Below are 23,603 nucleotides of genomic sequence, written 5' to 3' on the forward strand. Positions count from 1 at the left end.
CCCATCGGGCGCCCGACCGGCCCCCCGCCGTCGCCCGACCGGTCAGAGCAGGTCGGCGAGCGGCTCCACCGTCTCCCACCGGCTGAGGTACTCGGTGGCACCGTGCGGGTCGAAGTTCCGGTTCTTGACCGTCCGGGTGCGCTCCAGCACCGCGTCGTCCTCGGGGAAGAGCTTGCGCAGCCGCAGCGTGGCCACGATGAAGTCGTCCCCGTCGGCCACGTTCACCCAGCGCTTGAGGTGGGCCGGGGAACGCAACGGCTGCGGCCGAAGCCGCCCCTTGAGGATCGAACGCAGCCCGAGCGGCGAACCGAAGGTCACGAGCAGCGGCAGCGGGCCGTCGAGCCGGTGCAGGGCCTCGTAGGCGACGACCGTGCCCAGCGAGTGGGCCAGGACCGCCTTGGTGTCGGGCGTCACCTGGGAGAGCACCGCCTCGATGGCACCCTCGCGGACCCGCTCGTCCTCCAGGTACGCCGCCACCTGGCCGAGGTGGAAGGCGCCCGTGCTGGCCACCGCGGCGAAGCCGGACCGGGCGACGGGTCCGAGCCGGGAGAGCAGCGCCACCGTCATCCGCAGCGGCGCCAGCGGGCCCTGCTCGGGGCCGACCTCGGCGTTCAGCTCCTCCAGCGCGTAGGCCGCCTCGTCGACGTCCCGGGGCTTGGAGGCGTGCCGGACGATGTTGTCGGCGATGTCGAGGCCCACCTCGGTGCCGGTGGCCTCGATCTGCGCGGGGAGCCGCACCTCGAAGTCGTCCCGCGGCACGTACGGCGCGTACAGATGTCGGTAGTACGCCATGCCGACCGAGACCGCACCGGCGTCGAGGCGGTCCGCGACCTCCTCGCGACTCTCCTTCCGCAGCGTGCGCACGAGGGTGCGCGTCCACTCCTCGCGGAGCTGCTCACCGGTCTGCTCCGCCGGTCCGATGCCGTGCACCATGACGAGCTCTGCCATGTGTCTCCCCGTCTGTCCGAACGTCCGAGCGGCGTGCTTCCGCCTCTTTCCGCTCAACGCCGGCCGGGGGCGGTCGGTTCCTGAGCCACGATCATCTGTCCTTATATCGCCTGACGCTGACGTGTCGTCATCCGGACAATGTGCGGGTGAACGATGAGCGCAGAGCACTGGTGATCGCCTCCCACTGGGACGTCCTGGAACAGAAGGACGAGGACCGCCTGACCCTGTTGGAGGCGCACGCCGGCGAACTGCGGGACCTGCTCCTCGACCCGGCTCGCGGGGCCTGCGTGCCCGCCCGCGGCGACGGGCTGCTGCTGAACCCCGAGTCGGTGGACGAGGTGACCGCCGCCCTGGACGAGGCGTTCGAGGACGCTTCGGCCGCCGAGGCCTCGCTGGTCCTCGCCTTCCTGGGGCACGGGCACGCGCCCGATTCCGGCCCGTTCCTGTTCCCCGTGCGCACCTCTCCGCGCAACCCCGGGGTCGAGACCGCCTTCGACCTCGTGGGGGAGGTGGGCTCCCGGTCCCTGCGGCACGGGGGCGTGCTGGAGCTGACCGTCCTGATCGACGCCTGCCGCTCCGGGCGTTCACTGCTTGAGGCGGTGAAGGGCTGGTACACCCCCGCCATGACGAGAGGGCGCCGGATCGACCACCTCACCTCCTCGGACGACCAGGTCTCGTACGGTCTCCAGTTCTCGGGCGCGCTCAACCGGGTCATCCGGAACGGCGACATCCGGCTCGACCCCGAGCTGCGGACCGCCGACGTCCGGGACGTCGTGTACGGCATGCTCCGGCGTCAGGTTCCGCAGGTCGCGTCCTTCGACGGACGCGGCGCCGCGGGCCGCCGCCCGGATCCCGCCTGGATCGCACTGAACGTGGCGCACGACCCCTTCCTGAGCGTGCTGGCCGCCTCGCCTGACCGGAGGAGCCTGATGCCGGCGCTGCGCCATTTCCAGCCACCGCGGGAGCTGGCGGGGCTGGTGCGGCTGGCGCGGCTTCACCGGAGCGTGGCGGTGGTGGGCCACATGGGCACCGGGAAGACGACGCTCGCCACGGCGCTGAGCCGCACCGAACTGCTGCCGCCGGGCGAGGCGGAGACCGCTCCGGCCGTGTGCGCGGTCGTCCAGCTCACCGACGGACGGTGGGCCTCCGGCGCCTACGTCGAGCAGATCGCCGACCAGCTCCACGACCATCTGCCGGGCTTCACCGAAGCGGTGGACTCCTACACGGCGCGGGTGCCCGAGGGCGAACGGTCGCTGCTGCCGCGCACGGTCGCCCTGCTCGGCGGCCCGCTCTCGCTCATGGGTCCGCGCGAGCCCGTGCGGATCGTGGTCGACGGCATCGAGCAGGTGACCGTCGCGACGAGCCGGGCCGAACTGCTCGCGGAGCTGACGGCGCTGTGCGACGCGGCACCCGACTGGTTCGGCCTGGTCGCCACCGTACGGGAAGGAGTGCCGCTGCCCCCGGCGTGGGAGCGGGTGGAACCGGCCGCTCCCGAGGCCCGGAGCCTGCGGACCTTCCTGGACGCCCGGCAGGTGTCGGCGGACGTCCAGCGCGTGCTCCTCGACAGCACGGCGGGGAACTGGCAGCTCACCAGTGTCCTGGCCGAGCACCACACCTCGGTGGCGCGGATGGTGGGCAAGGGCGTCCGGGTCGTCTACGACGCGGTCCTCGCCCCGATGCGCGAGGCCCGGGACGGCGACCCGAGGCTGCTGGACCGGGTGCTGCTCGTCCTCGCCGCCGCCGGGCTCGGGACGACGCTGCCGAGCCCCCTGCTCGCCCACGCGGCCGGCCGGCCGGGGCGCCCCGCCGACGAGGAGGCGTGCGGGCGCGTGGTGGACATGCTGGTGGGACTGGTGGGCCGGGCGCCGGACCCGGCCGGCACCGAACTGTTCGGCATCCACCACTCCTCGCTGATCGAGTACGTCGCCGGCCGGCAGTCGGTGGCGGAGGGACATCGCGCGCTCCGCGACGCATTGGAGATCATGGCTCCCATGGAACGGCACGATCGCGACGACGCCCTGCACCGCTACGCCGAGCAGGCGGAACCCGAACACCTCTGGCACCTGGCGACGGCCGTCGGAGGCGAGGAGGCCGGGCCGCTGTACGACCGGTTGCTGGACTCCCTGGAGCTGCGTCCGGCGCCCGAGGCGGCGGTGAACCGGGCGCGCTGGGCGGGCTGGGCGGAGCGGCTGCGGGAGCAGCTGGGCGCGGACACGCCGGTGACCCTGCGCGCGCGGGCCCGGGCCGCCTACTGGACCAGCAAGGCGGGGGCGTACCGCCGCAGTGCCGAACTCCACGCCGAGCTCCTCCCCGACCAGCTGCGGGTGTACGGGGCGGACTCCCCCGAGGTGCTGGAGACCCGGGGCAGGCTGGCGTACGCGGCGGGCGAGAACGGCGACTTCGCGCGGGCCCTGGAGCTGCACCGGGAGGTCCTCGCCGACCAGCGGCGCGTGCTCGGCGCGGACGACCCGCGCACCCTGCACACCCGTCACCACATCGCGTACTGGACGGGCCGTGCGGGCGCGGGCGAGCAGGCGCTGCGGATGCACCAGGAGCTGCTGCCGGACCTGGAGCGGGTCCTGGAGCCCACGGATACGGCCGTCTTCGAGGAGCGCCACTACATCGCGTACTGGCACGGCGCCCTCGGCGACCACGAGCGCAGCCTGTCCCTCCACGCCACGCTGCTGCGGGACCGGATCGCGGTCTTCGGCGAGGAGCACGAACAGATCGTCTTCAGCCGGATGAACATCTGCAGGTTCCTGGGCGAGTCGGGGCGGCAGCAGGAGGCGCTGGACGGGTACCGCGAACTGCTGCCGCTGGCCACCCGGGTCCGCGGCCGGTACCACCCGAACACCTTCCTGGTCCGGCTGAACACCGCGCGCTTCACCTGGGAACTGGGCGACGCGGTGGCCTCCCGGACCCTGCACGAGGAGCTCCTCGTGGACCAGCGGGAGGCACTGGGCGCGACCCATCCCGCCGTCATGATCACCCGCTACAACCTCGTCATGCTCAAGGCCGAGCTGGGTGATCCGGCGGCGGCGCTCGGGGAGCTGGACCGTCTCCTCGAGGAGCGTCTGGCCCGGTACGGGAACCCGGACCACCCCGAAGTGATCACGACCCGGTTCGGGCGGGCCCGGATCCTCGCGCGACTCGGCGCGACGGAGGAGGCGGTGGCGCTCCTCCGCGAGGTGTGCGCCGACCGGGCGCGGGTTCTCGGGGAGGAGAACCCGGCCACACGGACGGCCCGGGCGGAGCTGGCGCGGCTCACGGAGGGGTGAGCCGGCGCCGGCGCCCCGGAGAGCGGACCGGTCCGCCGGAATGCGTACGGCCGCTCGCCCGTTGACCATGGGAGTACCTCCGTACAGCCAGTGACGACGACGTAAGGATCCACCCCACGTGAGCACGGACAACAGCGTTCCCTCGGTCAGCCTGAACAACGGCGTGAGCATGCCGCAGCTGGGCTTCGGTGTCTGGCAGGTGCCGGACGACGAGGCGACGGCGGCCGTGACGACGGCCCTGGAGGCCGGGTACCGCTCGATCGACACCGCCGCGATCTACGGGAACGAGCGGGGCACCGGCCGTGCCGTCGCCGCGTCGGGGATCGCCCGTGAGGAGCTGTTCGTCACCACGAAGCTGTGGAACAGCGAGCAGGGCCACGACTCGACGCTGCGTGCCTTCGACGCCTCCCTCGACAAGCTGGGCCTCGACTACGTCGACCTGTACCTGATCCACTGGCCGGTGCCGGCGAAGGACGCGTACGTCGACACGTACCGGGCGTTCGAGAAGATCCTCGCGGACGGGCGCGCCCGGGCGATCGGCGTCTCCAACTTCCTCCCGGAGCACCTGGAGCGGCTGATCGGCGAGACCTCGGTCGTGCCCGCCGTCAACCAGATCGAGCTGCACCCGCAGCTCGCGCAGGCGGAGTCGCGCGCGGCGCACGCCAGGTACGGCATCGCGACCGAGGCGTGGTCGCCGCTCGGCTCCGGCAAGGGCCTCCTGGAGGTGCCGGCGATCGTCGCGATCGGCCGCAAGCACGGCCGGACGCCGGCCCAGGTGGTGCTGCGCTGGCACCTCCAGCTGGGGAACGTGGTGATCCCGAAGTCGGTCACCCCCTCGCGGATCCGGGAGAACATCGACGTCTTCGGCTTCGAGCTGGACGCCGAGGACCTCGCGGCGATCGCCGCCCTCGACGAGAGCCGCCGGCTGGGCCCGAACCCGGCGGAGTTCAACGTCGGCGCCTGAAGGAGTCGGAGGGGGTGGCGCCGGCGCGCCGCTTCGGCGGTGCGCCGGCTGGGCAGCCGTGCGTCGCGGCGGTAGCCGCGCACGGGGCCCCTTCGGCGGTGCGCCGGCTGGGCAGCCGTGCGTCGCGGCGGTAGCCGCGCACGGGGGCCCTTCGGCGGTGCGCCGGCTCAGTAGCCGTCCACGCCGAGCTCGGTGATCGAGGCGAAGAGGTGCTCCCACGCCTCGGCGCCGGGAGCGCCGTCGGCCAGTGCCCCGGCGTCGACCTCGTCCATCGCCCGGAGGAACGCCTTCACCCCGTCCTCCCCCGGGTACGGGTCCCAGCAGGCGCCCATGTGACGGCGGACGCCCTCCAGGAACCGGACGAAGGACTCCAGGTCCCGGACGAGCGGGAAGACCTCGTCGCCGCCGGGGCCGTGGCTGCCGTCCGGCTGGCGCATGCCGACGGCACCGGTCCCGGGGTGGACGAAGACCTCCCCGGGGTCGCAGTACCCGAGGTCGAACTCGCCGACGCGCAGCATGCCCTCGGGGCCCGGGCCCAGCGGCTCGGCGGCGAGCGCGAAGGACGTGACGCCGGCCGCCCAGTGGCGGGGCAGTCCTGCCTCGGCGAGCAGCGTCCTGGTCGGCGCGTGCGTGAGGGCGGCGGGCAGGCCGGCCGCCGGGACGCGGAGGACCCAGGCGGGGCCGAAGACCTCGTCGAGCCGGTCCGCGGTGAGCGGCCCGGCCGCGTTCCTCGTGCCGGGCCGGAACCACGGACCGCCGTCCGCCGGTGCCGGTCCGGAGCAGTCGGCCCCGCCCGTGGGCCAGTCGGCGAGGGCCGTGTCGTTCTGCTCCACCACGGCCACTCCGCGGGCGTCGAGGAAGACGTAGCGGCCGCCGTCCAGCGGGATCGGCTCCTCCCAGGCGTCCGGGCCGCGCAGCGCCCAGGACCCCTCGTCGCCGTCGAACAGCCAGGGCCCGTCCGGCTCGGTCTCCTCGTACGGTTCGGCCGTGCCCTCGGCGGGGGCGGGCCGGCGCCGGCCGGTGGCGAGGTCGAACCAGGTGTCCTCGCACCACAGGGCCCAGACCTTCAGGAGCGGCGTGCCGTCGGCCTCGTACACCTCGGCGGAGCGGTCGCCGCTGAGGTTCGGCGCGGCCTCGTGGGCGCCGACCGGCCGCCACCAGGCCCACACCGTCCGCCACGGCAGCCCGGGTTCGGCGGCCGCGACCCGCTCGGCGTACTCACGGTGGCCGAGGACGGTCGCGGCGAAGTGCAGCCAGGAGGCGAACTCGGCGGAGGTCACCGGGGTGCTCCCGAACACCGCCTCGGCCTGGGTGAACACCTCGCGGCCTACGCCGCCGTGCTCCTCCGGCAGGGCGTCGAGACGGGCACGGAGCTCGGCGCGGTCGTGGCGCAGGACCTCGGCGGGGTCGTCGAGCAGGGTACGGAGATCGGGATCGGTCACCGGCCCATCCTGTCAGCCGCCGCACCGGGCGGGGCGGCGGCCCGGGGCCGTTGTCGTACCCGGGACGTAGAGTCGGAGACGGCCCCCGAGGGGTGCGCGCGGCGGTGTCGGCCGCGCGGTGCAACTGCCGGGCGAGGAGAAGGAGTCGGTACGGTGAGCGGTGCCCCGGAGCCCGTCAGGGAGGGCCTCTACCGGGTGCGGAACGTGGCCAGCGGGCTGCTCCTGGAGGTGTACCAGGGGTCGAGCCGCAGCGGCGCGAAGGTGCAGCAGGGCACCGGGAACGGGACTCCCGGACAGCACTGGCACATCGCGCCCGTGCCGAACGGCGGCGGGCTCCACCACCTGGTCAACGCGGCCAGCGGCAAACGGCTCGACGTCGCGAACGCGTCCACGGAGAACGGCGCAGGCATCCAGCAGTGGCGGGCCAACAACTTCGGCGCGCAGGAGTGGATCATCGAGCAGGACCTCCAGTCGCCGGGGACGGTGGCCCTGGTGAGCTTCGTCAGCGGCCTCCTCCTCGAGGTCGCCGACGCGTCGACGGAGGACGGGGGGAACGTCCGGCAGTGGGAGGACACCGACTCGCCGTTCCAGTGGTGGCGGCTGGAGCCGGTGTCCTGACGCCGGGCCCGGTGCGGGTCAGCCCTTGCGGGCGGTGTGGACGGTGCGGGCGGTGAGGTGGAACAGGTCCGTGCGGTGGTGCAGGGACAGTTCGTCGGCCGGGTCGAGGAGCCGGTCGAGGGTCGCCTTGTCGTCCGCGTCCAGGACGGCGCCGAGGCCGTCCCGGAGGCGCTCGTAGTGGGCGACGGCCAGCTCCCGGACGACCGGGGACACCGGCGCGGGGACGTCGGTGAGGAAGGTCCGGGTGCCGGAGGGGGTGAGTCCGGCGCCGGCGAGCAGGGCCCGCCAGTCGTCCGGCTCGTCCTTGGAGCCCGGGAGCTCGGCGCGCATCTCGCCGAACCAGTCGGCGTGGGCGGCGTCGAGCCGGGCCTCGAAGCCGGGGCGGCCCATCCCGATGTGCCAGGGCAGGTGCCGGGTGGGCAGACCGCCCTCGACGAGGACCATCAGACCGCCGGGGTTCAGGAGGTCTGCGAACTCGGCGAGCGCGGCGCCCTGGTCGCCGATGTGGTGCAGGGAGTTGCCCGCCCAGACGAGGTCGGCCGGCCCCAGGGTGCCGATCCCTTCGGGGAGTTCGGCGTGGAGGGTGGAGACCCGGGCGCCGAGGCCGCGGGCCTCGGCACGGGCCCGGGCGCGGGCGAGGAGTTCGGGGGAGCCGTCGACGGCGACCGTCTCGGCGGCCGGGAAGGCCTCGGCGAGGAGGCTCGTCACGACCCCGGGGCCGCTGCCGACGTCGAGGACCCGGCGGACGCCCTGCACGGGCGCGAGGGTGCCCAGCCAGGCGGCGGCCTCCGCGTAGGCGGGGCTCGCGATCTCGGCCTGCCGCTCCAGGAGCGGAGCCAACTCGTTCCAGTCGAGGTGGGTGTGGTCGTGGTGACGGTGGCCGTGACCGGCGCCGTGCTGGTGGCCGTGGTGGGACTCGCGATGCTGGCTCATGGCTCCAGGGTGCGGCGGGACGGCCCGGGGCGCGAGAAATGTTGCCGGTCCGGCAAAGTCCCGGTCTGTTTCAGGCGCCGCTCCGGTGTTCCTGCGGGCTGATGCCCCGTACGCGTTTGAAGGCGGCGCTCAGGGCGAACGCACCGCTGTAGCCGACCTGCCGGGCGACGGACTCGACCGTGGCGTCGGTCTCGCGGAGCAGATCGGCGGCGAACGCGAGCCGCCACCCGGTGAGGTACGCCATCGGGGGCTCCCCGACGAGTTCGGTGAACCGGCGGGCGAGCGCGGCCCGGGACACGCCCGACTTCGCGGCGAGCGAGGCGACGGTCCACGGGTGGGCGGGGTCGTTGTGGAGCAGCCGGAGCGCCCGGCCGACCACCGGGTCGCCCATCGCGCGGTACCAGGCGGGTGCCTCGGCCCCGGGCCGGGAGAACCAGGCGCGGACGGCGGCGATGAGCAGCAGGTCGAGGAGCCGGTCGAGGACGACGCTCTGGCCGGGTTCGTCGCGGGAGATCTCCTCGTCGAGGAAGGGCATGAGGGGGCAGTTCCACAGGTCGGCGGGCAGGTGCACCAGGCCCGGCAGGGCGTCGAGGAGCCTGCGGCCGACCTCGCCGTCCATCAGGTAGGTGCCGACGAGGACGGTGGTGCCGCCGTCCGGGGCGTTGCCCCAGGTGCGGACGCCGAGGCTCATGGACTGGGCGAGCGGCACCCCGGACAGGGTGGCGCATACGCCGTCGGGGCCGACCACGGCCTGCGCCGGGGCGTCGGGGGCGTGGGCGACGGTGTACGGCTCGGGACCGCGGATGACGGCGATCTCCCCCGGGCGCAGCAGGACGGGGTCGCCGGTGTCGCGGACGATCCAGGCCTCGCCGTCGGTGACGCACATGAGGCAGATCGGGGCCTCGTCCTCGATGCGTACGGACCACGGCGGCTCCATGATCATGCGGAGCAGGAAGGCGCCCTTGGCGCGTGGCCCGTCGAGGAGTCCGGCGAGTGCGTCCATGGTCCGCAAGGGTAGGGCGTCGGGGGCCTGAGACGCAGGCGTAGGCAGGTGAGACTGTGCAGCATGGGCGGGCGGCGCCCGGGGCGGGAGTCTTGAGCCATGACGACGCAGACGAACGACACGCAGAACACGACGGTCCTGGTGACGAGCGCCACCGGCAAGACCGGGCGGCGGGTGGCCGAGCGGCTGGCGGCCCGCGGCCTGACCGTCCGGGCGGGGTCCCGGAGGGGGACGACCGCCTTCGACTGGGAGGCCCCGGAGACGTGGGGGCCCGCGCTGCGGGGCGCGGACGCCGCGTACGTGGCCTACTACCCGGACCTGTCCGCCCCCGGGGTGATCGAGGCGATGGAGACCTTCGGCCGGCTGGCCGAGGAGAACGGCGTGCGGCGGCTCACCCTCCTCTCCGGTCGCGGGGAGCCGGTGGCGGTCCAGGCGGAGGAGGCCCTGCGGGCGGCGGCGCCCGGGGCCGAACTGACCGTCGTACGGGCCTCGTTCTTCGCGCAGAACTTCTCCGAGGGGCTGATGGCGGAGGGCGTCGCGGAGGGCGCGGTCGTCTTTCCCGCCGGTGACACGGCGGAGCCGTTCATCGACGCGGACGACCTGGCGGACGTCGTCGTCGAGACCCTGACGGCGGACGGGCACGCGGGCCGGGTGCACGAGGTGACGGGCCCCCGGCCGGTGGGCTTCGCGGAGGTGGCGGCGGAGATCTCCCGCGCCTCGGGCCGCCCGGTGGTGTACCAGGCGGTCTCCGAGGCCGAATACGCCGGTCTGCTCGGCGGGTTCGGGCTTCCGGCCCCGGAGGCGGAGTGGCTGGCGGCGTTGTTCGCGACGCTCCTCGACGGGCACAACGCCTCGGCGACGGACGGGGTGAAGCGGATCCTGGGCCGTGAGCCTCGCTCCTTCGCCGAGTTCGCGGCGGAGACCTGGGGCGGGCCGCGGGCCTGAGGGGTTCAGGCGTACCGCGCGGCCAGGGTCCGTACGGTCGCGGCGATGCGGTCGCGGAGGTCCTCGGGTGCGAGGACCTCCACCTCCGCGCCGAGCCCGAGGAAGGTGTCGTGCGCGTGTTCGGGCGTCTCCACGGGGAGGGTGGCGCGCGTCCAGCCGTCGGGTTCGGGGGTGCCGGTGGCGGCGAGGGCCCGGGCGGCGGCGCCGGTGAGGCGCGCGGCGCCGCGGGGGGAGATCCGTACGAGGGCCTCGCCCTGGTGGAGCCGCCGGTGGAAGTCCTCCTGGCCGGCACGCCAGTGCGCGGCGAGGTCGAAGCCCTCCGGGACGGTGGCCTCCTCGTCGGTGACGGTGAGGGCGAGGATCTGGTCGACGCGGTAGGTGCGCGGTCCGGGCCCGGCGATCAGGTACCAGCGGCCCGCCTTGAGGACGAGACCGTACGGCTCCAGGCGCCGGTCGACGTCCGTCGGCTCCTTCCAGCGCCGGTAGCGGACCTCCAGGACGCGTCCGGTGCGGACCGCGTCGGCGACCTCCGGCAGGAAGGGGGCCTCGTCGCCCTCGTCGTACCAGCCGGGCGCGTCGATGTGGAAGCGGCCCCGCAGCCGGTCGACGTGCTCGCGCAGGGCGGCCGGGAGGGCGGCGCGCAGTTTCAGCTGGGCGTCGGCGAAGTGCGGGCCGAGTCCGAGTCCTTCGGCGGCCCCGGGCATGCCGGCGAGGACCAGCGCCTCGGCCTCGCGGGCGAAGAGGTCGGTGAGACGGGTGCGGCTGCCGGGCAGGAGCCGGTAGCCGCCGCGGTGCCCGGCGTCGCCGTAGAGGGGCACGCCGGCGGCGTGCAGCGCCTCGACGTCGCGGTAGACGGTGCGGACGGAGACCCCGAGCTCCTCGGCGAGCCGGCCGGCGGTCATCCGGCCGCCGGTCTGGAGCAGCAGGAGGATCGAGAGGAGACGGCTGGACTTCACTGACACAAGGTGTCAGTGAAGGGTTCCTAGAGTCCAGCCATGGCTTTCGCAGAGAAGAATCTCCTCGCGCTGCCGCCGGTCGAGATCGCCGGGCGGCACCTCAAGCGCTACCACGTCACCTCCGCCGCCGAGGGCATCGAACCGGAGGTGGAGAAGGCTGCGTACGCGCTGCTTCCCGAGCTGCTTCCGCCGCTGGACGGCACGCCGGCGGCGGGTTTCGTGGTGCTGCACCGGGGCGGTGACAGCGGCGCGTACCTCAACGTGTACAGCTGGGTGTGGGACAACGTGCTGCACTTCGGCGGCGGGGCGGCCGGCCAGCCCGCCCTGGACTGCCCCGACACGGATCCGACGCACTTCGTCCGGGTCGACCGGTCGTGGATCGGCTGTGTGTGGGAGTTGGTGCCGCTCGGGCACGAACGGGACGCCTGGGTACGGCACATGCTGACGCCGGACACCCCCGACCTCGCCGGCTATCTCGGCGACGCGCTGCCCTCCGGCACGACGGGAGGCCGCGCGTGACCGCCGACGGCTTCGCCTTCCTCGACGGGCGGTGGCGGGTCCGCAACCGCCGTCTCACCGACTTCCTCGACGCGGAGAGCGGGTGGAAGGAGTTCGAGGGGCACACGACCGGCTCGCTGTTCTGGGACGGCCGGGCGCACGTCGACGAGATCGTCTTCCCCTCCGAGGGGTTCAGCGGGCTGACGCTGCGGCTGTACGAGCCGGAGACCGGCGAGTGGACGCTGAACTGGTCCAACAGCCGTACGGGGAGGCTGGACCCGCCGGTCCGGGGCCGGTTCGCCGAGGACGGGACGGGCGAGTTCCACGGCACCGACGCCTACGAGGGGCGGCCGGTCCGCGTACGGTTCCGGTGGTCGGGGATCACGGCGGACACGGCCCGCTGGGAGCAGGCGTTCGCGGCCGTGGACACCGACGCGTGGGTGACGAACTGGGTGATGGAGTTCAGCCGCGCCTGACGAAGCTCGCGAGCCGGTACCGGGGGTCGGCTCGGGGGCGGTCCTGGTCCGGGAGGGCGGACAGCTCGGCGGCGAGCGTCTCGGTGGCCGCCGGGTCGCCGTCGAACCAGGAGGCGAAGTATCCGGCGCGCAGCTTCCGGACGGTGTCGCGCGGGGTGGCGCCCTGTCCGTGGCCGGTGAAGCGGGCGCCGGGGGCGGGGTCGAGGCCGTGGGCGGCCGCGGCGGCGGTGACGAGATCGGCGCGGTCGGAGGCCGTCTCGGTCCAGCGGTACGGGCGGAGGACCGCGTCGATGTCGCTGCCGACGTCGTGGGCGGCGTCCTTGTCGACGGTGGCGACGAGGACACCGCCGGGGCGGAGCACCCGGGCCGCCTCGGCGACGATGTCCGCGGCGAAGGGCACGAGGTGCAGCAGCCAGACGGCGGTGACGGCGTCCAGGGAGGCGTCGGGCAGCGGCAGCCGCCGGGCGTCGGCGCGTACGGCGCGGCCGGGGGCCCGGCCGGCCGCGACCCGCACCATGGCGTGGGCGGCGTCGGCCCCGTAGACGCGCAGACCGGGCCGGGCGAGGCGTTCGGTGACGAGGCCGGTGCCGCAGGCGAGGTCGAGCAGCGTGCGGGCGCCGGGCGGCACGAGGCTCAGTACGGCCCCGGCGGCCGCCTCGGCGCGCGGCACCCCGCCGCGGGTCCGGTCGTAGTGCGCTGCCTCGGCCTCGTAGTCGAGCACGGTCTCCGCCATGCCCGTGAGCCTAACGAAGGGTCAGTTCGCGCCGTGGCCGGGGGCGATCCGTTCGACGCGGTCGGCGAGTTCGAAGTCCTTCTCGGTGACGGCGCCGCCCGCGGAGTGGGTGTTCACGGCGAGGGCGACCGTGTTGTAGCCGAGGGTGAGGTCGGAGTGGTGGCCGAGCTCCTGCTGGATCTGGGCCACGTGGACGACGAGCGCGGTCGCCGCGAAGTGGTCGCCGAGCCGGTAGGTCCGGGTGAGCCGGTCCGCGTCGACGGACCAGCCGGGGAGCTCCCTCAGGCGGTCCTCGATCTCCTTCTGCGACAGCGGCTGTGTGGGCACGGCGGTGCTCCCTCCGGTCGGGTGGTGCGGGTGACGGGGTGACGGACAGGGGCCCCGGGGGAAAGCTACCCGGCGTCCCCCTCTGGGATACCGTCTGGCCATGACGACTGTCGTGAGCGACACGGGGGTGGGGCCGCTGCTGCGCGGCTGGCGCGAGCAGCGGCGACTGAGCCAGCTGGAGCTGGCGCTGCGCGCGGACTCCTCGGCGCGGCACATCTCCTTCGTGGAGACGGGCCGCTCCCGACCGAGCGAGGACATGGTCCTGAAGCTGGCCGAGCACCTGGAGGTGCCGGTGCGCGAGCGGAACGCGCTGCTGCTGGCGGCGGGATACGCGCCTCGGTACGCGGAGTCGCCGCTGGACGCGCCGCGCCTGGAGACACTGCGGTGGGGCATCCAGCAGCTGCTCGACGGGTACGAGCCGTATCCGGCGCTCGTGGTCGACGGCACCTACACCGTGGTGGCGGCGAACCGGGGCATCGAGCTCCTGCTCGGCGGGCTTCCGCCGCATCTGCTGACGCCGCCGATGAACGCCATGCGGCTCACCCTGCACCCGGAGGGCCTGGCGCCCCGGATCCGGAACCTGCGGGAGTGGCGGGGCCACCTCCTGGCGCAGATGGAGCGTCAGATCGCGCTGGCCCGTTCGGAGCCGCTGCGGGAGCTGTACGAGGAGGTGGCGGCCTATCCGCTGCCCGAGCGGGTCGACCCGGAGGACCGGCCGGACGCGGAGCCGTACCCGTACTTCGCGCTGCCGCTGCGGATCGAGCACGACGGGCGTGTGCTGTCGTTCGTGTCGTCGATCTCGACGTTCAACACGCCGATGGACGTGACCGTCGCCGAGCTGGCCATCGAGACGTTCCTCCCGGCCGACCCGGAGACGGTCGCGTACCTGCGTTCGCTCACCGCGCGACAGCCCTGAGGGCGGCCCACTGGAGTCCGGCGAAACCGGCGACCGTCGCGGCCTGCATCGGGGTCCACAGCAGGCCGGCGGTGGTCGGCTCCAGCCAGGCGACCAGGGCGACGACGCTGAGGACGGCCCAGAGGACGTTGGCGTCGACGACGAGCTTGACGGCGAGCGCCGGGGGCTGCGGGCGGCTCGCGAGCAGGCCGACGCCCGCGGCGAACACGGTGAGGAAGAGGCCGAGTTCGACGAGGAGTCCCGCGTCGACGCCGAGGAGTTCGCCGAGGGGACCGGAGGCGGCGAGGTAGGCGATCCCGTTGGCCCCGGTGACGACGGCGTCGAGGGCGAGGAAGCGGCGCACCGCGGACTGGGGCCGGGTGGTGCGGGCGAGGCCGGCGAGCAGGGTCTGGGACATGACGGATCACCCTCCAGAAGGGGACGTTGGTGCTGGTGGTGGGCCCGGAGCCCGGGCGGAGTGCGCCGCCCGGGTTCCGGTGTCCATGAGCATGCCGGGCGGCGCGGAGGGGGTCGATTACCTCCTGGGTAATGCCGGTTCGCGGGCGGCCGGGCCGCCGCTCCCCCGGGGTGGGTAGTCTTCGCGCCGGGGTGGCCGGAACCGGTGCCCCTGAGGGGGGAGAACACGGATGGCGTGGAACAGGGAACGGGCCTTGGTGGCCACGGGGGACGATCACAAGGTGACGCCCGCGGAACTCTTCTTCGACCTGGTGTTCGTGTATGCGATCACTCAGGTCACCGCCCTGATGGCGGCCGCGCCCTCGCCGGTGCGGATGGTGGGCGCGATGGTGGTGCTCGCGCTGCTGTGGTGGTGCTGGTGCGCCTTCGCCTGGCTGGGCAATGTCGTACGGGCCGATTCCGGCGCCCTGTTCGGCGTGCTGGTCACCGTGATGGCCGTCGTCCTGATCGTGTCCCTGGCCGTGCCCGACGTCTTCGCGGACAAGCCGGACGGCCTCTCGGCATCGCTGGTGTTCGTGCTCTGCTACGGCGCGGTGCGCACCCTGCACCTGACCTCGTACTGGCTCTCCAGCCCGGGGGACGCCGCGCTGCGGGTCACCCTGCGGCGCACGGCCCTGTCGTCCGTGCTGCCGCCGCTCGTGCTGCTGCTGATCGGCTGCGCGTACGACGGCCGGGCCCAGCTCCTGTGGTGGCTGGGGGCGGTGGCCGTCGACTACGGCGGGATCTACATCACCGGTTCCTCCGGCTGGCGGGTCAACTCCCCCGGGCACTTCGCCGAGCGGCACGGCCTGATCGTGATCATCGCCCTGGGCGAGTCCATCGTGGCGATGGGCGTCGGCGTCTCCGGCCTTCCGCTCTCGTACGCGGTGCTCGGCGCCTCGGCCGCGGGGCTGCTGCTCTCGGCGGGGCTGTGGCGGCTGTACTTCCGGCAGCTCGGGGAGGCCGCGGAGCACCGTCTCACGGGGCTCGACGGCGACGAGCGCACCCGCTTCGCGCGGGACGTCTACACGTTCCTGCACCTGCCGCTGGTGGCGGGGGTGGTGCTCTGCGCGCTCGGGATGAAGAAGGTCCTCCAGCAGGTCGCCGACACCGGGCACTACGGTCTCGCCGAGCCGCTGCACGGGGCCGTGGCCTGGTCGCTGACCGGCGGTGTCGGCGTCTATCTGCTCGGCTCCGCCGCGATCGTGCTGCGCATGTCCGGCCGACGGCCGACCGCCCTGGCCGTGGGCGGTGCGTGCTGCCTGGCGGCGGGCCCGCTGGTCGCCCTCGTCCCGGCCCTGGTGGCCCTGACGGTCCTGGCCGCGACGGCGACGGTCCTGGTGGGTCTGCACACGAGGCGGGGCGCGGTCCCGTCACCCGAGCCGGAAGCGGCCTGAGGCGGAGGCGGCCCGAGGCGGCGGGGGCCCGAGGCGGAAGCGGCCCGAGGCGGAAGCGGCCTGAGGCGGAAGCGGCCTGAGGCGGAGGCGGCCCGAGGCGGCGGGGGCCCGAGGCGGCGGGGGCCCGAGGCGGGCGCGGCCCGAGGCTGAAGCGGCCCGAGGTGGAAGCGGCCTGAGGCGGGCGCGGTCGGCCGGAGGCCGGGAAGGGCGGGAAGGGCGGGACGGGCGGGGCGGGCAGGGCGGAAGGGCAGGTCAGAGGGCTCGGGCTGGAGGATCGTGCGCCTTCGCCCCGGCACCGGCGGGCTGAACGTACAAGATCCAGAAGTTGGGCCCGCAGGCGCGGGCTCGTCGTCACACTGGCCCCATGGCCCCCACCAGCCCCACTCTCATAGGTTCCGTCCGTCGCGCGCTCGCTCTGCTCGAACTCGTCGCCGAGCACGGCGAACTCACCGCCAAGCGCCTCTCGCGGATGGCCGGGCTCCCCCTGGCCACCACGTACCACCTGCTGCGCACCCTCGTCCACGACGGCCATCTGCGCCATGAGCGCGGGGCGTTCCGGCTCGGACCCGCCGCGCCCCGGCTCGCGGGCCAGGGGCGCCGCAGGCCCGGCGCCCGGCTGCCGGAGTGGCTGCGGGTGCTGGGCGAGGAGCTCGACGCCCCCGTCTACTACGCGGTCATGGACGACGGCGAGGTCGAGTTCGTCATGAGTGTGGACGCCCCGGAACGGCCGGCCGTCGCGGAGTGGGTGGAGTTCCGCGCCACCGCGCACGCGCACGCGCTCGGTCAGTGTCTCCTCGCCCAGCTGGATCCGGAGGCCCGCCGGGCGTATCTGGCGCGGCGGCCGGTGAGCCGGCTGACGCCTCGGACGGTCCCGGACGAGGAGGCGCTCATGCGCCGGCTGGCCGGGCTCCGCCGGGGCGCGCCGGTGATCGAACGGGAGGAGTACGTGCTCGGCACGGTGTGCGGGGCCGTGCCGATCACGGTCGGCGGGGTCCACTCGGCAGTGGGCTTCTCGCTGCCGGTGGACGAGGAGCACCGTCTCGAGGAGACGGCGCTGCGGCTGCGCGTGCGGCTCGAACGGGCGTTGACGGCCCATGCCTTCACGGTGCTGGCCTGACGGTCCGGCGGCCTCCCGGAGGCGCGCTCCGGGAGGCCGGTGCCGGGGGTCAGCCCAGGGGGCGTTCCCGGCGGAGGCCGTCCTCCCGGCGGGCGGGCGGCTCGGGCGCCGGCGCGGGTGCCGGGGTGACGGGCTCGGGGGCGGTGCGTTCGGTGCGCCGGGCGCGGGAGGCCTCGGCGCGCAGCAGGGCCTGGAGGACGGCGTACGGGTCGACGGGCATGGCGAAGCTCCTCGTGGTGCGGGGGTGATGGGGGTGACTGCGGGGAGGCGGGGCCTCTCAGCAGCGCATCACCACGCACCGGAGCGCGTCCTCGCGCGGGGCGGGTACGGGAGCGGACACAGGGGCCGGGCGCGGGCCGTGGGGCCGGGGCGCGGGCCCGGTCCCGGCGGGGCGGAGGCCCGTGCCGGGACGCCGGGTCCTGCCTGGCAGTCCGGCCTCGGGGGCGGCGTGGTCGTGGGTCTCGCCGCCCGGGTCGGAGGCCGGGGCGGCGGCCGCGGCGCGCGTCTCGGCGACGGGGTGCGCGGCGGCCCCGGTGCCGAACAGCGCGGCGAGGACGAGGAGGAGCGCGATCCACCGGTGCCCGCCGCGGTCCGGGCGCGCCCGGTGCCCCGCCGGGGCGGCGGGCGCGGCGGTCGTCTGGCGCGCGGGGCTCACGGTGATCCGTACTGCCCCGCCGTACGGGGGGTACGCCGCGCCCGGCCGGAGATCCGCCCGGGCGGCCTACGCCTGGAGCTCCGGATTCACTCCCCGGGCCCCCGGGCGCTGCTTGCGGGCCGCCATCCCCGCGTACACGAGCACGCCGGCGAAGAGGAACAGGACGCCCTGGTAGACGGCGGCGTAGCCGGAGCCGGCGACGAGCCAGAGGGAGAAGCCGAAGGCGGCGAGGGCGAGGACGCCGTCGCGGGCGAGCCGGGCCCGGGACACCTTCTCGGTCTGCCCGGAGAGCAGGAAGTAGATCTGGGCGGCGGTGGACAGCAGGTAGGGCACGGTGGCGGTGAAGGTGGTGACGAGGACGAGGATCTCGAAGACGCCCTTCGTGCCGGCCGTGTAGTTGTAGACCGTCAGGAGCGAGGCGAGGACGACGGTGACGAGGACGCCGACGGTCGGCACGCCGCGTCGCTTGACCGTGAAGGCCTTCGGGAAGAGTCCGTCGCGGGCGGCGGCGTAGGGGGCCTGGGCGCTGAGCAGGGTCCAGCCGTTGAGGGCGCCGAGCATGGAGACCATGGCCATGCAGGCGACGGCGGCGCCGCCCCAGGAGCCGCCGAACATGGCGTTCACGGCGTCGGAGAAGGGCGCGGTGGAGGTGACCAGCCTGTCGTGGGCGACGGTGCCGAAGACGGCGAGGGTGCCGAGCAGATAGACCGCGGCGGCGCCGAGGGTACCGAGGACGGTGGCGCGGCCGACGTTGCGGCGGGGGTCGCGCACCTCTCCGGCGCTGACGGCGGCGGACTCGACGCCGAGGTAGCTGAAGAGCAGGATCGCGGCGGAGGCGGAGACCGCGCCGAGCGCGCCGCCGTCGCCGGGGTGGAAGGGGCCGAGGTTGGCGCTGTCGAAGAAGAACAGGCCGCCGACGGCGACCAGGATCAGCGGGACGAACTTGAGCACGGTCGCGACGAGCTGGACCGCGCCGACGTAGCGGGTGCCGGCCAGGTTGGCGAGCGCGGGCAGCCACTGGAAGGCCAGGGCGGCGGCGATGGTGGCGGGCTTGGACGCGTGGACGGGGACGAGGACGTCGAGGTAGCCGACGGCGGCGACGGCGAGGGCGGCGTTGGAGACCCAGGCGGTGATCCAGTACGACCAGGCGGCGAGGAAGCCGGCGAAGTCGCCGAAGGCGGCGCGGGCGTACACGTACGGGCCGCCGGTCTGCGGCAGGCGGTGGGCCAGCCGTCCGAAGACGAGGGCGAGGGCGATAGCGCCGAGGGTGAGGACGCCGAAGGCGACGAGGCTGATGGTGCCGTACGGGGCGACGGAGGCGGGCAGCAGGAAGATTCCGCCGCCGATGATGTTGCCCATGACCAGGGCGGTCGCGATGGGGAGTCCGAAGCGGCGGGCGTGCTGGGCGCCCTCCCGCTGTGCCTCGTCCCGCTGTGGAGTTGTGGTGGCCGTGCTCATGGGGTGGTGCGCCTTCCGTCGCGCAAATCCGGACCATCGTCCGGTAACGCGAACAGGCGTCCAAATCAGTGCTTTTTGTCCTGCGCGACCGGGTCATCAACCGGAAGAAGTGATTCCGAGGAGCTCGCGGACGGGGAAATCTGCAGCGGCCCCAGCGGCACCTGAGGACCCGAGGACTCTCGCAGCCAGCGCCGCAGCACCCGGTGCACCTGCTCCGCCCCCACCAGCTCCTCCCCCTCCCCCACCGGCGGCGAGAGGTCCGGCGGCGAGAGCAGGAAGGCGTGCGACTGCTCCCCGCCGAGACCGCCGTGCGAGCCGATCTGCTCCTCGAAGGCGTGCACCGTGCCCGTCGCCGGGTCGTACATGGAGTTGACCATGATGTCCGCGACGTGCGGGAAGCCGTCCGTGCGCCGCACCGCCCGCGCCGCGCCCCGCCCGAAGACCGCGAGCGGCCCGTCGTCCGCGAGCTCGGCGACCGGCACCTCCACCCCGTCGCGGGCGAGCACCACGGAACCGTGCTCGGCGCTCGCCACGAGCACGAAACCGACCCCGGGATGGTGCGCGAGGGTCCGGAGGAGCGCCGGATGGCGCCGGTCGATCTCCTCCCGGGTCATCCGGTGCGGCACGTCCGGGAAGGAGACGAGCCCCAGGTTCCCCGAGGCGAGGACCACCGGCTCGGAGAGCCGGGCGGGCAGCTCCCGCGCCGTCTCGCCGCGCTCGTCCACCGGCCGGTGCAGCGCGTTGCGCAGCGCGTCCCTGGCCGCGTCCCGCGCCTCCGACCCGCCCCCGGACTCCGTCCGCGGGTGTCCCCAGCGGGTGCGCCGCACCCGGCGCGACACCGGAAGCCCGCACCCGGCCCGTACGAGGTCCTTGAGCGTGAGCCCGTACGCCGACTCGAAGGTCTCGCCCGGGGACTGCCCGTGGTCGGAGAGGAGCACGATCCGGTACGGACGCGGGGCGTGCTCGGCGACGGTGGCGATGAGCGCGATCGCCCGGTCGAGGCGCTTGAGGACCTGGTCCGTGTCCCGGCCGTGCGGCCCCGAGTGGTGCGCCACCTCGTCGTACGCGACCAGGTCGGCGTAGACCGCGGTCCGCCCGGCCAGCATGTCGCCCATCACGGCGGAGACCACGACGTCCCGCTCGACGACCGTCGCGAAGGCGCGGACGAAGGGGTACGTGCCACCGCGCGAGACCCGCGGGGTCTCCCGGCGCAGCAGGGCCCGCGTCGACTGGTACATCTCGCGGACGCACTCGGTGACGAGCGATCCGGCGGTGCGGACGGCGTTGGCCGGGTCGGAGAAGTAGGCGAAGTAGCCGGCCCTGGAGCGGTTGCGGCGGCCCCGTCGGGCGGCCATCGACAGGACGAGGGCGAGCTGGTCGGCGCCGCCGCTGAAGAGGTTGCCCCGGGAGGCCCCGTCGACGGTGAGGAGTCCGCCGTCCCCGGTGCGGCGCACGGCCCGGCGCTGGAGCTCGACGGCGCTCGCCGGGCGGTTCGACACCATGATCCGGCCGGTGTCCTTCTCGTACCAGCGGAAGGCGGGCACGTCCTCGTTGGATCCGTGCAGGATGCCGAGCTGGCTGGCGCCGGTCTGGCTGGACCAGTCGGTGCGCCAGGGCGTGAGCCGGTGGCCGGCGTCCAGCCAGCCGGCGACGGTCGGCATGAGGCCGTCGGCGACGGCGCCCCGCAGCACGTGGTGGCCGACCCCGTCGAGCTGCAGGAAGACCGTGCCGGGCACCACCCCCGCCGTGTCGACGGGGTCGCGGGGGCGGGTGCGGCCGGTGAGCCGGTAGAGCCGGCGCCGGTAGGCGGCGTCGTCGCGGACGGCGAGGGCCGTGGAGGTGCCGGAGGCGACGGCGGACATGACGGCGGCCACCACGACGGCGGTCTCGGGGTCGGCGGTGCCGCGTCCGTCGGGGATCAGCCAGAGCGCGACGAGCAGCAGCGAGCCGTTGAGGAAGAAGACGAGCAGGCCGAGGACGAGCGCGGGGACGAGCAGCAGGGCCCGCACGATCACCGGCCAGACGAGCGCGCCGAGCAGACCGAAGACGCCCGCGGCCGTGGCGGCGGTGAGGGCGGTTCTCGTGAAGCTGTCGCCGTTGGCGGACTGGAGCTGGAAGTCGGGGAGGAGTCCGGCGAGGAGGAGCATCGTGAGCGTGGAGACCGCCCACACCGCGACCATCCGCCACACCGCTCTGCCCGCGGACCGCCAGCGGTCGGCGCCACCCCATCGCCCGTCACCCACGCCCGCTTCACCTTTCGCCCGTTTCCTGCCTCAAGCGTGGCACAACGCCCGCGATCGGGCGGGAAAGGTGCGCGCCGGGAGCCGGGGGTGAGCAAGGGGGCTCAGGAGCCGTCGTATCCGGCGGTGGGCATCGAAAGACGCCGGTGCACCCCCGCCTTCGCCGCCGTGTCGTACAGGGGTTCGTCAAGTCCGACGGTCTCCACCCGCACACCGCGCCGCTCGCACTCGGCGCGGAAGCCCGGCACGGAGGTCAGCGCGCGGGCGAGGACCCGCTCGCTCGGGGCCACGAAGAGGTCCACCGTCCCGGCCTCCACGTCGGCCCAGAGCTCCGCGTGATCCGGGCGGATTCCGTAACAGAACAGCTGGCGGGCGAGCACGTACCCCTTGTCCTGGGCCCAGCGGGCACACAGCGCGTGCTGGCCGCGCGTGTCGACAAGGAAAGGGTCGCTGTCCAGCTCTTCGAGCGGGGTGAGGCTGGCGATCGCCGCCACCCGAACGTCGTCCATGGGCCGACCCTACTGCCGGAAGGTGACGCCCGAACATCCTCCGGAGCATGCTCCGGACATTTACTCTCGTTACGGAACGAGCACGGACGACGCAGAGCAGAAGGGCGGCATGCCGGTGGAGGTCACCTGGTGGGGTCACGCGACCTGCACGGTCGAGGACTCCGGGGTCCGCTTCCTCACCGATCCGCTGTTCGCGCGGCGGCTCGCCCATCTGCGCCGGCGGCGCGGCGCCCTGCCGCCGCCGGAGGCCGCCCGCGCCGAGGCCGTCCTCGTCTCGCACCTGCACGCCGACCACCTCCACCTCCCCTCGCTCGCCCAGCTCCCGCCGGGGACGCGGATCCTGGTGCCGCGCGGCGCGCCCGCCTCCGTACCCGGGCTGCGCAGGCTCGACAGGAACGGGCTGCGGCTGACCGAGGTCGAGCCGGGCGACGCGGTGACGGTGGAGGGCGTGACGGTCCGGGCCGTCCCGGCGCTCCACGACGGGCGGCGGCTGCCGGTCGGGCCGCACCGCTCCCCCGCGCTCGGGTACGTCGTCGAGGGCGAGGCGCGCACGTACTTCGCCGGGGACACCGGTCTGTTCGACGGCATGGCGGACGCGGTGGGCCCGGTGGACGTGGCCCTGCTGCCGGTCGGCGGCTGGGGCCCCTACCTCGGCCACGGGCATCTGGACGCGGGGCGGGCGGCCGAGGCGCTCGCCGCGCTCTCGCCGGCGGCGGCGGTGCCGGTGCACTACGGCACGTACTGGCCGATCGGGCTCGACGGGGTGCGGCCGCACGAGTTCCACGCGCCGGGCGACGAGTTCGTCCGGCACGCGGCCCGGCTCGCGCCGAAGGTGGCGGTCCACCTCCTCGGCCACGGCGACCGGGTGCGGCCGGAGGTCGCGCGGTGACCGGAGAGCTGCGGGAGGGCGCCCGGTGATCGGTGGTCTCACCGGCATGGTCACGGCGGTGCGCGAGCTGCCGCCGGAGTCGACGCAGCAGGCGGTCGGCTATCCCTCGCTGTTCCTGCTCGTGGCGCTCGGCGCGCTGGTGCCGGTCGTGCCGACGGGCGCGATCGTCAGTTCGGCGGCGGTGGTCGCCTTCCACCAGTCCTCGCCGTTCTCGCTGCTCTTCGTCTTCCTGGTGTCGGCGGGCGCCGCGCTGCTCGGCGACACGGCCCTGTACTGGCTCGGGCAGCGCGGGGTCCGTTCCCGCAACGGCTCGCGGTGGCTCGCCGCGCTGCGGTCCCGGGTGACGCCGGACCGGCTCGCGCACGCGCAGGAGCGGCTCGACACGCACCAGGTGTCGGTGCTCGTGCTGTCCCGGCTCGTGCCGGCGGGGCGGATCCCGGTGATGCTGGCGTGCCTGCTCGCGGAGATGCCGCTGCGCCGCTTCGTCCGGGGGGACGCGGCGGCGTGTCTGGCGTGGGCGGCGACGTACCAGCTGATCGGGATCCTGGGCGGTTCGCTCTTCCCGGAGCCCTGGCAGGGAGTGCTCGCGGCCGTGGGCCTGACGCTGCTGATCAGCGCGGTCCCGGCGCTGTGGCGGCGACTGCGGGGCACTCCCCGTGAGGCGGCGTCGGGGCACGAGCACCGGTGAGACGCGACCGGCGCGTCGGGGCACGAGCACCCGCGAGACGCTGACCGGCGCGTCAGGGCACGAGCACCCGCGAGACGCCGACCGGCGCGTCAGGGCACGAGCACCCGCGAGACGCCGACCGGCGCGTCAGGGCACGAGCACCCGCGAGACGCCGACCGGCGCGTCAGGGCACGAGCAC

24 protein-coding genes are annotated in these 23,603 nt (G+C 74.5%); 11 read left to right on the plus strand and 13 right to left on the minus strand.

Going from position 1 to position 23,603, the window contains the following annotated elements; genetic code table 11:
• Nucleotides 1-42 precede the first annotated feature (42 nt).
• Nucleotides 43-948 (minus strand): hypothetical protein, encoded by a 906-nt coding sequence (locus ACF07V_RS21335; RefSeq protein ID WP_392156226.1) that lies wholly within the window; start codon nt 946-948, stop codon nt 43-45.
• A gap of 146 nt (nt 949-1,094) precedes the next feature.
• On the opposite strand from ACF07V_RS21335, the gene ACF07V_RS21340 reads away from it, so the two are divergent.
• Both ACF07V_RS21340 and ACF07V_RS21345 read left to right on the plus strand, forming a co-directional pair.
• Complete coding sequence (locus ACF07V_RS21340; RefSeq protein ID WP_392156227.1) at nt 1,095-4,226, plus strand: tetratricopeptide repeat protein; 3,132 nt, start codon at nt 1,095-1,097, stop codon at nt 4,224-4,226.
• Between the two features lie 169 nt (nt 4,227-4,395).
• On the plus strand, nt 4,396-5,190 hold the full coding sequence (locus tag ACF07V_RS21345; protein WP_392156425.1) for an aldo/keto reductase: 795 nt from the start codon (nt 4,396-4,398) through the stop codon (nt 5,188-5,190).
• Between the two features lie 167 nt (nt 5,191-5,357).
• Here ACF07V_RS21345 and ACF07V_RS21350 read toward each other — a convergent pair whose 3' ends face one another.
• Nucleotides 5,358-6,632: an SUKH-4 family immunity protein gene (locus ACF07V_RS21350; protein ID WP_392156229.1), complete on the minus strand. Its 1,275-nt coding sequence runs from the start codon at nt 6,630-6,632 to the stop codon at nt 5,358-5,360.
• A 153-nt stretch (nt 6,633-6,785) separates the two neighbouring features.
• Between ACF07V_RS21350 and ACF07V_RS21355 the strand changes: the two genes are divergently transcribed.
• On the plus strand, nt 6,786-7,250 hold the full coding sequence (locus tag ACF07V_RS21355) for an RICIN domain-containing protein (protein WP_392156230.1): 465 nt from the start codon (nt 6,786-6,788) through the stop codon (nt 7,248-7,250).
• Nucleotides 7,251-7,268: 18 nt separating this feature from the next.
• Here the strand turns inward: ACF07V_RS21355 and ACF07V_RS21360 are convergent, their stop codons facing one another.
• Nucleotides 7,269-8,183 (minus strand): class I SAM-dependent methyltransferase, encoded by a 915-nt coding sequence (locus ACF07V_RS21360; protein WP_392156232.1) that lies wholly within the window; start codon nt 8,181-8,183, stop codon nt 7,269-7,271.
• A gap of 70 nt (nt 8,184-8,253) precedes the next feature.
• On the minus strand, nt 8,254-9,186 hold the full coding sequence (locus tag ACF07V_RS21365; RefSeq protein ID WP_392156233.1) for an AraC family transcriptional regulator: 933 nt from the start codon (nt 9,184-9,186) through the stop codon (nt 8,254-8,256).
• A 99-nt stretch (nt 9,187-9,285) separates the two neighbouring features.
• On the opposite strand from ACF07V_RS21365, the gene ACF07V_RS21370 reads away from it, so the two are divergent.
• The gene (locus ACF07V_RS21370; protein WP_392156235.1) at nt 9,286-10,131 is read left to right on the plus strand and encodes an NmrA family transcriptional regulator; all 846 of its coding nucleotides are present in this window, start codon (nt 9,286-9,288) and stop codon (nt 10,129-10,131) included.
• Between the two features lie 5 nt (nt 10,132-10,136).
• On the opposite strand, the gene ACF07V_RS21375 is transcribed toward ACF07V_RS21370, so the two are convergent.
• Nucleotides 10,137-11,087, minus strand: a complete 951-nt coding sequence (locus ACF07V_RS21375) for a helix-turn-helix transcriptional regulator (RefSeq protein ID WP_392156237.1) — start codon at nt 11,085-11,087, stop codon at nt 10,137-10,139.
• Nucleotides 11,088-11,126: 39 nt separating this feature from the next.
• On the opposite strand from ACF07V_RS21375, the gene ACF07V_RS21380 reads away from it, so the two are divergent.
• Together ACF07V_RS21380 and ACF07V_RS21385 are read left to right on the plus strand one after the other, a co-directional pair.
• The gene (locus tag ACF07V_RS21380; RefSeq protein WP_392156239.1) at nt 11,127-11,606 is read left to right on the plus strand and encodes a hypothetical protein; all 480 of its coding nucleotides are present in this window, start codon (nt 11,127-11,129) and stop codon (nt 11,604-11,606) included.
• Nucleotides 11,603-12,061, plus strand: a complete 459-nt coding sequence (locus ACF07V_RS21385; protein WP_392156240.1) for a hypothetical protein — start codon at nt 11,603-11,605, stop codon at nt 12,059-12,061. The genes ACF07V_RS21380 and ACF07V_RS21385 overlap by 4 nt, the downstream gene beginning before the upstream one ends.
• Here ACF07V_RS21385 and ACF07V_RS21390 read toward each other — a convergent pair.
• Together ACF07V_RS21390 and ACF07V_RS21395 are read right to left on the minus strand one after the other, a co-directional pair.
• Nucleotides 12,048-12,794 carry a class I SAM-dependent methyltransferase gene (locus ACF07V_RS21390; RefSeq protein WP_392156242.1) on the minus strand — a complete coding sequence of 249 codons (747 nt, stop codon included), beginning with the start codon at nt 12,792-12,794 and terminating at the stop codon, nt 12,048-12,050. The genes ACF07V_RS21385 and ACF07V_RS21390 overlap by 14 nt on opposite strands.
• A gap of 21 nt (nt 12,795-12,815) precedes the next feature.
• The gene (locus ACF07V_RS21395) at nt 12,816-13,121 is read right to left on the minus strand and encodes a 4a-hydroxytetrahydrobiopterin dehydratase (RefSeq protein ID WP_392156243.1); all 306 of its coding nucleotides are present in this window, start codon (nt 13,119-13,121) and stop codon (nt 12,816-12,818) included.
• Nucleotides 13,122-13,221: 100 nt separating this feature from the next.
• Between ACF07V_RS21395 and ACF07V_RS21400 the strand changes: the two genes are divergently transcribed.
• On the plus strand, nt 13,222-14,037 hold the full coding sequence (locus ACF07V_RS21400) for a helix-turn-helix domain-containing protein (RefSeq protein WP_392156245.1): 816 nt from the start codon (nt 13,222-13,224) through the stop codon (nt 14,035-14,037).
• On the opposite strand, the gene ACF07V_RS21405 is transcribed toward ACF07V_RS21400, so the two are convergent.
• The gene (locus ACF07V_RS21405) at nt 14,018-14,434 is read right to left on the minus strand and encodes a hypothetical protein (protein WP_392156247.1); all 417 of its coding nucleotides are present in this window, start codon (nt 14,432-14,434) and stop codon (nt 14,018-14,020) included. The genes ACF07V_RS21400 and ACF07V_RS21405 overlap by 20 nt on opposite strands.
• Before the next feature lie 280 nt (nt 14,435-14,714).
• Between ACF07V_RS21405 and ACF07V_RS21410 the strand changes: the two genes are divergently transcribed.
• Nucleotides 14,715-15,869, plus strand: a complete 1,155-nt coding sequence (locus ACF07V_RS21410) for a low temperature requirement protein A (protein WP_392156249.1) — start codon at nt 14,715-14,717, stop codon at nt 15,867-15,869.
• Between the two features lie 364 nt (nt 15,870-16,233).
• Entirely contained in the window at nt 16,234-16,986 is a 753-nt protein-coding gene (locus ACF07V_RS21415) for an IclR family transcriptional regulator (protein WP_392156251.1), read from the plus strand.
• Nucleotides 16,987-17,035: 49 nt separating this feature from the next.
• Here ACF07V_RS21415 and ACF07V_RS21420 read toward each other — a convergent pair whose 3' ends face one another.
• The 5 genes from ACF07V_RS21420 to ACF07V_RS21440 form a co-directional block, all read right to left on the minus strand.
• Nucleotides 17,036-17,206: a hypothetical protein gene (locus ACF07V_RS21420; RefSeq protein WP_392156252.1), complete on the minus strand. Its 171-nt coding sequence runs from the start codon at nt 17,204-17,206 to the stop codon at nt 17,036-17,038.
• A gap of 57 nt (nt 17,207-17,263) precedes the next feature.
• A complete protein-coding gene (locus ACF07V_RS21425) occupies nt 17,264-17,641 on the minus strand; it encodes a hypothetical protein (protein ID WP_392156253.1) in 378 nt (125 codons plus the stop codon).
• A 66-nt stretch (nt 17,642-17,707) separates the two neighbouring features.
• Entirely contained in the window at nt 17,708-19,099 is a 1,392-nt protein-coding gene (locus tag ACF07V_RS21430) for an amino acid permease (protein WP_392156254.1), read from the minus strand.
• Between the two features lie 65 nt (nt 19,100-19,164).
• Nucleotides 19,165-21,279: a phage holin family protein gene (locus ACF07V_RS21435; RefSeq protein WP_392156427.1), complete on the minus strand. Its 2,115-nt coding sequence runs from the start codon at nt 21,277-21,279 to the stop codon at nt 19,165-19,167.
• A gap of 164 nt (nt 21,280-21,443) precedes the next feature.
• Nucleotides 21,444-21,848: a hypothetical protein gene (locus ACF07V_RS21440; protein ID WP_392156256.1), complete on the minus strand. Its 405-nt coding sequence runs from the start codon at nt 21,846-21,848 to the stop codon at nt 21,444-21,446.
• Between the two features lie 109 nt (nt 21,849-21,957).
• On the opposite strand from ACF07V_RS21440, the gene ACF07V_RS21445 reads away from it, so the two are divergent.
• Both ACF07V_RS21445 and ACF07V_RS21450 read left to right on the plus strand, forming a co-directional pair.
• Nucleotides 21,958-22,737: an MBL fold metallo-hydrolase gene (locus ACF07V_RS21445; RefSeq protein WP_392156257.1), complete on the plus strand. Its 780-nt coding sequence runs from the start codon at nt 21,958-21,960 to the stop codon at nt 22,735-22,737.
• Nucleotides 22,738-22,783: 46 nt separating this feature from the next.
• Nucleotides 22,784-23,425, plus strand: a complete 642-nt coding sequence (locus tag ACF07V_RS21450) for a DedA family protein (RefSeq protein ID WP_392156428.1) — start codon at nt 22,784-22,786, stop codon at nt 23,423-23,425.
• Nucleotides 23,426-23,603: the final 178 nt, after the last annotated feature.

Source organism: Streptomyces sp. NPDC015661, assembly GCF_043077765.1.
Taxonomy (GTDB): Bacteria; Actinomycetota; Actinomycetes; order Streptomycetales; family Streptomycetaceae; genus Streptomyces.

Excerpts from the sequence above, each read along its gene's own strand:
- ACF07V_RS21335 (WP_392156226.1), bottom strand. The coding sequence starts at position 948 with ATGGCAGAGCTCGTCATGGTGCACGGCATCGGACCGGCGGAGCAGACC.
- ACF07V_RS21345 (WP_392156425.1), top strand. The coding sequence starts at position 4,396 with ATGCCGCAGCTGGGCTTCGGTGTCTGGCAGGTGCCGGACGACGAGGCG.
- ACF07V_RS21360 (WP_392156232.1), bottom strand. The coding sequence starts at position 8,183 with ATGAGCCAGCATCGCGAGTCCCACCACGGCCACCAGCACGGCGCCGGT.
- ACF07V_RS21365 (WP_392156233.1), bottom strand. The coding sequence starts at position 9,186 with ATGGACGCACTCGCCGGACTCCTCGACGGGCCACGCGCCAAGGGCGCC.
- ACF07V_RS21370 (WP_392156235.1), top strand. The coding sequence starts at position 9,286 with ATGACGACGCAGACGAACGACACGCAGAACACGACGGTCCTGGTGACG.
- ACF07V_RS21380 (WP_392156239.1), top strand. The coding sequence starts at position 11,127 with ATGGCTTTCGCAGAGAAGAATCTCCTCGCGCTGCCGCCGGTCGAGATC.
- ACF07V_RS21390 (WP_392156242.1), bottom strand. The coding sequence starts at position 12,794 with ATGGCGGAGACCGTGCTCGACTACGAGGCCGAGGCAGCGCACTACGAC.
- ACF07V_RS21400 (WP_392156245.1), top strand. The coding sequence starts at position 13,222 with ATGACGACTGTCGTGAGCGACACGGGGGTGGGGCCGCTGCTGCGCGGC.
- ACF07V_RS21405 (WP_392156247.1), bottom strand. The coding sequence starts at position 14,434 with ATGTCCCAGACCCTGCTCGCCGGCCTCGCCCGCACCACCCGGCCCCAG.
- ACF07V_RS21415 (WP_392156251.1), top strand. The coding sequence starts at position 16,234 with ATGGCCCCCACCAGCCCCACTCTCATAGGTTCCGTCCGTCGCGCGCTC.
- ACF07V_RS21420 (WP_392156252.1), bottom strand. The coding sequence starts at position 17,206 with ATGCCCGTCGACCCGTACGCCGTCCTCCAGGCCCTGCTGCGCGCCGAG.
- ACF07V_RS21430 (WP_392156254.1), bottom strand. The coding sequence starts at position 19,099 with ATGAGCACGGCCACCACAACTCCACAGCGGGACGAGGCACAGCGGGAG.
- ACF07V_RS21435 (WP_392156427.1), bottom strand. The coding sequence starts at position 21,279 with ATGGTCGCGGTGTGGGCGGTCTCCACGCTCACGATGCTCCTCCTCGCC.
- ACF07V_RS21440 (WP_392156256.1), bottom strand. The coding sequence starts at position 21,848 with ATGGACGACGTTCGGGTGGCGGCGATCGCCAGCCTCACCCCGCTCGAA.
- ACF07V_RS21445 (WP_392156257.1), top strand. The coding sequence starts at position 21,958 with ATGCCGGTGGAGGTCACCTGGTGGGGTCACGCGACCTGCACGGTCGAG.
- ACF07V_RS21450 (WP_392156428.1), top strand. The coding sequence starts at position 22,784 with ATGGTCACGGCGGTGCGCGAGCTGCCGCCGGAGTCGACGCAGCAGGCG.